The following is a 2,719-nucleotide window of genomic DNA, read 5'->3' on the forward strand; positions in this document are numbered from 1 at the left end:
AATTGCAATCCGGCGCCGACCAATTAGTAGCAAATAACGGTCAAATCACTGGTGGTGCAGCGAAATTACAATCTGGAGCAGATCAACTAGTTGCTAACAATGGTCAAATCACTGGTGGTGTAGCAAAATTACAATCCGGCGCCGACCAATTAGTTGCTAACAACGGCAAATTGACAAGTGGTGTCGACCAATTGCAATCCGGCGCTGAACAATTAGCTTCTGGTGCTGGTCAATTGGCAGCAGGTAGTGAAACCTTGACAACTGGTTTAGGAACCTTGACAGACGGTATCTCAACCTTGTCTTCATCACTTTCTAAAGCAAGCAAACAATTGTCAGTTGTTTCTGTTAAGAATAAAAATGCTAAATTAGTTTCTGACCCTGTCACAACAAAAAGCAAAGATATTGACATCGTTAAAAATAATGGTATTGGTATGGCACCATACATGATTTCCGTATCTCTAATGGTTGTGGCACTTTCAACCAACGTTATCTTCGCAAGCTCTCTATCAGGTCTTCCAGTTAAAAACCGTTGGGAATGGGCTAAACAAAAAATCTTTATCAATGGTTTGATTTCAACAGCTGGTTCATTGATTCTATATGGAGCTATTCAATTCCTTGGTTTTGAAGCCAATTACGAATGGCGTACCATCTTTGTTATTTTATTAGGTGGTTGGACGCTCATGGCTCTTGTAACGGCGCTTATCGGTTGGAACCGTCGTTATGGCTCATTTATTTCCTTGATTATTTTGGTTCTTCAATTAGGTTCTGCCGGTGGTTCTTACCCAATTGAATTGAGTCCAAAATTCTTCCAAGTTATTCACCCTTACTTACCGATGTCTTACATTGTAACTGCCTTGCGTGAAACCATTTCAATGACAGGCTCTATCGGTCAAGAAGTTGGTGTCTTAGTCGGTTTCTTAATCGCCTTCATGATTATGGGACTGATCATTTACAAACAACCAAAAGCAGAGGCCTAAGAGGGTGTACCTCTGCTTTTTTTGTGGGCAGATTATTTGAAAAATGTCAGAAAATTTTATATAATGAATTCATTATGATTAACGAATTGGGGAGATTATGTCACTTATCACACTTATTTTATCGGTTTTAGTTGCCTTAGAGCATTTTTACATCATGTATCTTGAAACCTTTGCGACACAATCAGATGCGACCAGCCGTGTCTTTAATATGTCAAAAGAAGAGTTGCAACGGACTTCAGTTACCAATCTTTTTAAAAATCAAGGGGTTTATAACGGAATGATTGGTGTTTTCTTGCTTTACGGTGTCTTTACAAGCAATACAACTGTAGTTACTATCTTTTTACTAAATGTCATCTTAGTAGCCCTTTACGGTAGCTTAACAGCTGACCGCAAGATTATCTTAAAACAAGGTGGTCCTGCTATTTTGGCATTGTTGACGCTCTTATTTTAAGACAAAAAAAGCATCGCTTAAACGATGCTTTTTGCGTTTATTGAATGGTGATGTCACCGGCTTTGTTGTCAATAGTTAATGTATTTTGGCTAGATGTGTTTAAATCTGAAGCGATGTCTGCATCTCCTAAAAAGTAAGATGGATTAATCTTCAAATCTTTGTCTGCCAGTGTAATATCGACATCTCCAGCTGTTGAGGTGATGCTATTGTCCTCACCCTTGAAAGTCGCATGTTCAGCTGAGAAATCTCCCATGCGGAGTTTGAAAGAAGTATTAGTGATTTGACTATTGTCGCAATCAAGGTCACCAGTTGTAACGGTAAAATCAAACTGATTTAATTGGCTGTGCTCAATATCGACATCTCCAGCTGTCAATGTAACAGTTCCAGCATTGATGTGAGCATTATACATGGTCAAATCCCCAGCTTTGACATCTAATTTGGCATTATCAAGCGAAAGGTTGTTAATGTCTAAATCCCCTGCCTTGAGATTGGCTTGGAGGGAGGTGAGGTTGGTATTTTGCGGCACGGTGATGACAATGGTGTGTGAATTCTCAATGATACCTGATTTTGCTAGATTGATTAAATCTCTGAGACTAAAGAAATGGATCTCAGTATTTTCCCCTTGGCTCAAATGTCCTGTTTGTTTGACCGTTAATGTATCATCCTTAACCTCATAGTTGACAGAAGTTTTGCTATTGTCTGAGTAAGAAATAAAAGGTTTGTCCACGTTTTCCTTAGCAACTACCACATCAAAAGCAGAGCTATCGATAGTTACTTTGCTAAAGGTGTCAAGGCTTACTTTGTGATAACGAGTTGTGCTTAAAGTTTCTACATTTTTCTCCAAATCCGCTAGTCCACCAGTCTCAAATCCATATCCTGCAAGTGCTGCACCAATTAAGGTCGCTCCAATCCCAAATCCTAAAATAATCTTTGTCCACGATTTCATCATTTTCTCCCTTTATTTACTGTTTTTTGTGCCAAATGAACAATGCTGCACCCAGCCATTCTAAAGACTGCTCCCGCTGCTAAAATGGCTAATAATGACAAGCCAAGTGATAGTAAGCCTAAGCCAAAACCAAGTTCTGTTGCTGAGTAAGAAACACTGAGGTAAGACCAGCTGTCAAAGAGCATATAAAATCCTGAAATAATAAAAGCAACTGCAAGCGCAAGTACTGTTGCAATAAGAGCAACCCCCAAGGCTAAAATAGTAATGAGAACCCCAAAAATGAGAAGGGCAAGCGGTAGAGCAACAGGTGTTGCTAGTACAGCTAAACTAGCAATCCAAACCGTT

General features: G+C 39.4%; 3 protein-coding genes and 1 pseudogene. 2 read left to right on the plus strand and 2 right to left on the minus strand.

The genetic code is table 11. The features are described 5' to 3' along the window. Positions 1-977 (plus strand): YhgE/Pip family protein (locus B3473_RS03365; protein WP_293652161.1); only part of this gene is annotated, 977 nt, incomplete at its 5' end. 97 nt (positions 978-1,074) lie between these two features. Further along, the gene (locus tag B3473_RS03370; protein WP_154454958.1) at positions 1,075-1,428 is read left to right on the plus strand and encodes a DUF1304 domain-containing protein; all 354 of its coding nucleotides are present in this window, start codon (positions 1,075-1,077) and stop codon (positions 1,426-1,428) included. A 37-nt stretch (positions 1,429-1,465) separates the two neighbouring features. Here the strand turns inward: B3473_RS03370 and B3473_RS03375 are convergent, their stop codons facing one another. Beyond that, the gene (locus tag B3473_RS03375; RefSeq protein ID WP_235281090.1) at positions 1,466-2,374 is read right to left on the minus strand and encodes a DUF4097 family beta strand repeat-containing protein; all 909 of its coding nucleotides are present in this window, start codon (positions 2,372-2,374) and stop codon (positions 1,466-1,468) included. Continuing rightward, a pseudogene (locus tag B3473_RS03380) lies at positions 2,374-2,719 on the minus strand (hypothetical protein); the annotation flags it as partial. The gene B3473_RS03375 and the pseudogene B3473_RS03380, both read right to left, overlap by 1 nt.

This window comes from Streptococcus sp. UBA632 (assembly GCF_002300045.1).
GTDB lineage: Bacteria > Bacillota > Bacilli > Lactobacillales > Streptococcaceae > Streptococcus > Streptococcus alactolyticus.